Genomic DNA, 6419 nt, shown 5'->3' on the forward strand with positions numbered 1-6419 from the left:
GCAATTGTGCCTCCTACGAGTAAAATCAGTACTACAAAAATGAAATATCTAAATAGCATATGGGGTGCCTTTGTTCCTTAACGGCACCAGCTTATTCCAGCTTTGGTTGAAATATCAAATCAGCGCATCTGGACGCGTTATTGAGAGTAAACTGTGGGTACGTCTCTGGACCCGAGCCACTCGATGATTGCGTTGGAGACGAGCAGGTTATTTTCAGGATTGGTGATATTGCCTGCGATGACGTGATGATTGCCAGCGGACTCGGTTATGAGGAGCCGGTGCTTTGGTGCGCCCCAATTTTCAAAGAACTTAGCTGTGGTGTGCTCATCCGATGTTTGGTCGCGAATATCATAGATGAACATAGTCGGGATGGTCGCGTTTGCTGCATCCAGACTGCCCACCAATTTGACCGTTTCAGCAAGAGGAAGCAGGGCGGTTGAGGGATAAGCGTTGGTCCACGCGTAGATTTCTTCGAAGGTGGCGTTAGGGTCTGCAACACGATACCGACCCACTATGATTGGGGTATAGTACTCTGCTAGTGGATATGTGAGCAGGGAGGTTCCTGCTGCGGCCAGTTCAAAGACCGGAGAGATGAGGACGATTGCTTCCACGTCCTCTTTAAGGGCGTGATCAGTCAGATCCATCCATGCTGTCAAAGAGCCACCGAATGAAGTGCTGATGATGATGACTTTGTTGCCGATAGCTTTTCCTATTGTAAGAGCTTCGGCTAAGGCATTGAAATAGTCATCGACATTAGGCTCTCCCATGGCTGCAGGTGTGCGGGCATGACCGGGAAGGCGTGTGTAATAGAGATTGGCCTGAATGGAGCTGGCGACGAGGTCGGGAACGGGTCTGATCTCATCTTTGCTGGCAGAAAAGCCGTGCATGTAGACAACGGCATAATCCGTTTTGGCTTTGGTGTCTGGATTTTGCCAGATGATTTGCTTTTCGAGACCGGGCTTAATATCTGTAAAGCGGCTTTCGACCCGTGCAATGTATGCTTCGGGGTCTTCGCCAATATCGCTTGGGTTGAACGTGATAGAGGGGGACACATAGGTGTTGGCCCAATAGAGCAGGAAGCCGATGATCAGAACAATAAGAGACAGCAAAAACAGATAGTTCTTTCGGAACAGCATCGTTAAATCGCCTCTTTTTTGGCTGATTGTGAGCCAGCTTGGCAGGAAACCTGGTGCATCTGTGAGTTTTCCTTTTTATCCAAGCTTATACAATCTCCAACAAATGGCGGTTTTGCTTGACTCGGCACCTGTATTCTCGTAGATACCCGACCTAACTCCTTCTATGTGAATACTGGAGCCACTGACTGGGACCCGAAAAGGTATAAAGAGATCCCAGAAGTCAACACCCGACAGCGCGTTGCGCCCTCGGGTGATTTTTTGCTATGTGCATTTGATTTGCCGTGGCAATTTTGGCTTAGTGACACCAAATTCACTAGGAACGAGTGTACGACACCAGTTGGTTTTCTTCAGGTGTTTGTGCAGAAACGAGATTTTAAAGGAACGACATGTTCGATAATCTGTCAGATCGCCTAGGCGGCATTCTAGATAAGCTCACAAAACGCGGTGCGCTTTCTGAATCCGATGTTAATGAAGCGCTGCGCGAAGTTCGCCGCGCGCTCATTGAGGCTGATGTGGCGCTGCCGATCGTGCGTTCTTTTGTCGACAAGGTGAAACACCGCGCTGTTGGTGCAGAGGTTGTTAAGTCCATTAAGCCGGGTCAGATGGTCGTTAAGATCGTGCATGACCAGCTTATTGAGATGCTCGGTGAGGAATCTCATCCGATCGACCTGAATGCCCCGGCTCCGGTTTGCATCATGATGGTTGGTCTGCAGGGTGCGGGTAAAACCACTGCAACCGGCAAGATTGCACGTCGTCTGACACAGCGCGATAAGCGCAAAGTTCTGATGGCTTCTCTTGATACGCGCCGTCCGGCAGCGCAAGAGCAGTTGAAGGTTCTGGGTGAACAGAACCAAGTTGATACGCTTCCTATCATTGAAGGGCAGCAGCCAGTTGATATCGCAAAGCGGGCGCTGAATGCAGCGAAGCTTGGCGGTTATGATGTGGTTATGCTCGATACAGCGGGTCGTGGCCACATTGATGAGCCTCTTATGCTGGAGATGGAGCAGATTAAAGCTGCGTCCAACCCACATGAAATTCTGCTTGTTGCCGATGCTCTGACTGGTCAGGATGCCGTTAATCTGGCGAAGAGCTTTGATGAGCGCTGCTCTATCACGGGTATCATGCTCACCCGTATGGATGGTGACGGTCGCGGTGGTGCGGCGCTTTCCATGCGTGCTGTTACCGGCAAGCCGATCAAACTGATTGGTACCGGTGAAAAATCTGATGAGCTCGAAGATTTCCATCCAAAGCGTATTGCTGATCGCATTCTTGGAATGGGCGACATTGTTTCGCTCGTTGAAAAGGCTGCTGAAGCGATTGATGCGGAAAAAGCCGCAGAGATGGCTCGGAAGATGCAGAAGGGTCACTTTGACCTGAACGATCTTTCTGAACAGCTGAAGCAGATGGAAAAGATGGGCGGAATGTCCGGCATGATGGGCATGCTTCCAGGTGTTGGCAAAATGAAGAAGCAGCTTGCTTCCGCCAACCTTGATGAGAACATGTTCAAACGCCAGATGGCGATCATCTCCTCTATGACCAAGAAAGAGCGTGCCAAGCCTGAACTGCTTAAAGCAAGTCGCAAAAAGCGTATTGCTGCAGGTTCTGGTGTGCAGGTCGCTGAAGTTAATAAGCTTTTGAAAATGCACCGCCAGATGGCCGATATGATGAAGGCCATGGGTAAGGGCAAAGGCAAGGGCATGCTCGGCAAGATGATGGGCGCTATGGGTGGCGGTATGCCAGGCATGGGCGGCGGAATGCCGAACATCGACCCTAAAGCGCTTGAGCAGATGGCTAAATCCGGTCAACTGCCGGGCGGCATGGAAATGCCTAAAGGATTACCGGGTGGTGGGCTTCCCGGGGGATTGCCAGGAGCTGGCGGCCCTAAATTGCCCGGTCTTGGTGGAGCATCTGGTTTGCCAGGGCTCGGCAAGGGGAAAAAGTAATTGAGCGAGATCGACAAAACTGAAGAAGCCAAGGTGATCCTTGGTGGACTTCGCTCCAGCATCGACAACATTGACGCTGCTCTGGTGCATATGTTGGCTGAACGATTTCGTTGCACACAGGCTGTTGGGGAGCTGAAAGCTACCCATGGTCTTCCACCGGCTGACCCGGCCCGTGAAAAACTTCAGATTGAGCGTCTGCGCCGTCTCGCGGCCGAGGCCAATCTTGATCCTGACTTTGCTGAAAAGTTCCTGAACTTCATCGTGAAGGAAGTCATTCGGCATCATGAAGCTATTGCTGCTGAACACAGCACAGACTGAATACCTAGGAGTAAATAAACAATGGCTACTAAAATTCGCCTCGCACGCGGTGGCACTAAAAAGCGTCCTTTCTACCGTGTCGTAATTGCAGACGTTCGCTCCCCACGCGACGGTCGTTTCATCGAAATCGTTGGTCGTTACAACCCAATGCTTCCTAAAGATGCAGACAACCGCGTTGAGCTGAATGAAGAGCGCATCAAGCATTGGCTTGGTCATGGCGCACAGCCTACTGACCGCGTTCTGCGTTTCCTGGACGCTGCTGGCCTGATGAAGCGTGAGCCACGCAACAACCCAAATAAAGCTAAACTCGGCAAGAAAGCTCAAGAGCGTCTTGACGAGAAGCTGGCTGCAGAAGCTGAAGCAAAAGCTGCTGCTGAAGAAGCTGCTGCTGAAGCACCAGCAGCTTCCGAATAATATATGCATACCCGATCTGAGAAGGAGACGCCGGCAATGGCAAACAAGCCTGAAGACCGCATTCTAATGGCTCAGATCGGGGCTGCTCACGGCATACGTGGAGAAGTGCGGGTCAAACCATTTGGTGATGACCCGCTTTCTTTTGGCGATTACGGTAAGCTCGAAAGTGCTGACGGTAGCCGCAAATTTAAAGTTAAGAAGGCTCGCATTCAAAAAACTGTGGTGGTTACCAAGTTTGAGGGTGTGAATACCCGCAATGAAGCAGAAGTCCTCAATGGGATGAAGCTTTATATCGCTCGCGAAAAACTGCCTGAAACAGAAGACGAAGACGAGTTCTATCACACTGATCTCATTGGCCTAAAAGCCATTGATGAGAAGGGTGAGGCAATTGGAACTGTGTTGGCTCTTTTGAACTTTGGCGCAGGTGATTTGATTGAAGTTGCCCCGAAGAGCGGCAATTCTCTTATGTTTCCATTCACAAAAGCTGTTGTTCCTACCATTGACCTCAAAGAGGGATATGTGGAGGTCCATGCTCCCGAAGGCTTTTATGATGAAGGTGAAAAAGAACCCGAAGATGGCTCTAAGCCAGAAGCAGGCTGATTTTTCGCATTACCAGATGCAGACATTGCTGAGATCATCAGCGTGATTTTTGCAGTTTGTGCATCAAAATACATTCCAGAGACTGACCTTACTTGAGCAACGGGTATCCTATGACCTTTCGTGCATCCATCTTGACGCTGTATCCTGAGATGTTTCCGGGAAATCTGGCAATGAGCATGTCTGGACGTGCGTTGGAGCGCGGGGATTGGTCTCTTATAGCGAACAACATTCGCGATTACGCGACTGATAAGCATCGCTCGGTTGATGACACGCCTGCTGGCGGTGGCGCTGGCATGGTTCTGCGGCCTGATATTCTTGGCAAAGCAATTGATGATGTGACTGAGGATGAGGATACACGTCCACGGTTGCTCATGAGCCCACGCGGTAAGCCATTTACGCAGGCAAAAGCCCGGGAACTGGCTGATGGACCGGGTGTGATCATCGTCTGCGGTCGTTTTGAAGGTGTTGATGAGCGCGTCATAGAAGGGCGCCAACTCGAGGAAGTGTCTATTGGCGACTACATTCTCTCAGGAGGAGAAGTTGCTGCTCACGTGGTTTTGGACAGCATTGTCCGCCTTCTTCCCGGTGTTATGGGAAATAAAGAGAGCGGCGAATCTGAAAGCTTTGAGAATGGCTTACTTGAGCACCCACATTATACGCGGCCTGTCGAATTTGAAGGGCAGGAAGTCCCATCTATTCTTAAAAGTGGTAATCATAAACTGATTGATCAGTGGCGCCTTGAGATGTCTGAAAAGATTACTCAAGAAAGACGGCCAGATCTTTGGAAGGATTACCTTGAAAATAGCCGTGGATAGCGGATTTTCTACACTTTTTTCATGACAAACCTACAAAAATCGGCTAAACCCGCGCCGACTGGAGTGGATTCTGTCTGGCGTTTGCCGCTAGGGTCCTAGTTCCACTTCACTTCCCGGCATAATGCCAAGGTTTGGTGAACACGTCCCGGTGGCTCGACCATTGAGGGACGCTCTGACCAATATTTAAAATGGAAGAAACTGCCATGAATATCATTGAGCAGCTCGACGCCGAAGAAATGGCTCGCATCGAAGAGAAGCGTACGCTTCCTGAGTTCTCTCCAGGTGATACGCTACGTGTTCTCGTACGCGTTACCGAAGGTACTCGTACTCGTGTGCAGGCCTACGAAGGCGTATGCATCGCACGCTCCGGCGGCGGCATCAACGAAAGCTTCACCGTTCGTAAGATTTCTTACGGCGAAGGTGTAGAGCGTGTATTCCCAATCTTCAGCCCAATGCTTGAAGGCGTGGAAATCATTCGCCGCGGTAAAGTCCGTCGTGCGAAGCTTTACTACCTGCGTGAGCGTCGCGGTAAGTCCGCACGTATCGTTGAAGCTACCAACGTACGCGCAAAGCGTCTTAACGAAGAAGCTCGTGCGGCTGCTAATGCTGCAAAAGCTGCAAAAGCTGCTGAAAAAGCTGCTGAAGCTAAAGGTTCTGCAGAGTAAGATTTACTCTTCGGCCTCTATGGTTTCTAAAACCCCGCTGAGAAATCAGCGGGGTTTTTTGTGTTCATGGTCGGGTTTTTTGCAGGTTCTGCGGTTTGGTTGGCTTCAGGCATAGCAGCGCCCTCGGTGTCATCCTAAGCGAAGATCCCGAATTTATAGCTGCTTGCTTGTCTTTTTGCTTTTGCCATTCAACTGGATCCCTGTGTGTTTGTTTTGTGCTTGAATGGTAGCGAGGCGGAGGTCGTTGGGTCCCAGATCAGAGCCCAGCACGGCTTTAGATCGTGACGCGGTCAGATCCCGCCTCGCATGTCTTACCAAACCTGAACAGTTGATGGTGGCCGCATCGCGCTACGCTTGTGCTGGATGACGGTGGTGGGGTCTCACCAGCGTATCCCTGCGGCAACACCTTCTTATCATCCTGCAACTTTTCGTTGACAGGTGGTGCGTTCCATTCCACATTCATATGTGAGGCTTCACAACCTCTGAAAAGCGGTAACCGCTCCCGTCAACTAGCGGATTTTTTGTGCC

At 50.6% G+C, this 6419-nt stretch carries 7 protein-coding genes; 6 read left to right on the forward strand and 1 reads right to left on the reverse strand.

Translation table 11 applies throughout. From position 1 onward, the window contains the following. Nucleotides 1–137: 137 nt before the first annotated feature. A complete protein-coding gene (locus PsWM33_RS13320; RefSeq protein WP_063300565.1) occupies nt 138–1136 on the reverse strand; it encodes an alpha/beta hydrolase in 999 nt (332 codons plus the stop codon). A 386-nt stretch (nt 1137–1522) separates the two neighbouring features. On the opposite strand from PsWM33_RS13320, the gene ffh reads away from it, so the two are divergent. The 6 genes from ffh to rplS all read left to right on the forward strand — a co-directional run bounded on the left by ffh (nt 1523) and on the right by rplS (nt 5891). Further along, nucleotides 1523–3079, forward strand: a complete 1557-nt coding sequence (gene ffh, locus PsWM33_RS13325; protein WP_063300566.1) for a signal recognition particle protein — start codon at nt 1523–1525, stop codon at nt 3077–3079. After that, complete coding sequence (locus PsWM33_RS13330; protein WP_014283236.1) at nt 3080–3397, forward strand: chorismate mutase; 318 nt, start codon at nt 3080–3082, stop codon at nt 3395–3397. Between the two features lie 21 nt (nt 3398–3418). Then, the gene (gene rpsP / locus PsWM33_RS13335) at nt 3419–3811 is read left to right on the forward strand and encodes a 30S ribosomal protein S16 (protein ID WP_063300567.1); all 393 of its coding nucleotides are present in this window, start codon (nt 3419–3421) and stop codon (nt 3809–3811) included. Between the two features lie 36 nt (nt 3812–3847). Continuing rightward, entirely contained in the window at nt 3848–4411 is a 564-nt protein-coding gene (gene rimM / locus PsWM33_RS13340) for a ribosome maturation factor RimM (RefSeq protein ID WP_063294621.1), read from the forward strand. A gap of 110 nt (nt 4412–4521) precedes the next feature. After that, nucleotides 4522–5226 carry a tRNA (guanosine(37)-N1)-methyltransferase TrmD gene (trmD, locus tag PsWM33_RS13345; RefSeq protein WP_063300568.1) on the forward strand — a complete coding sequence of 235 codons (705 nt, stop codon included), beginning with the start codon at nt 4522–4524 and terminating at the stop codon, nt 5224–5226. Between the two features lie 203 nt (nt 5227–5429). Then, nucleotides 5430–5891 carry a 50S ribosomal protein L19 gene (gene rplS / locus PsWM33_RS13350; RefSeq protein WP_063286463.1) on the forward strand — a complete coding sequence of 154 codons (462 nt, stop codon included), beginning with the start codon at nt 5430–5432 and terminating at the stop codon, nt 5889–5891. Nucleotides 5892–6419 lie beyond the last annotated feature (528 nt).

The sequence above is a fragment of the Pseudovibrio sp. WM33 genome (assembly GCF_001623165.1).
Lineage (GTDB): Bacteria > Pseudomonadota > Alphaproteobacteria > Rhizobiales > Stappiaceae > Pseudovibrio.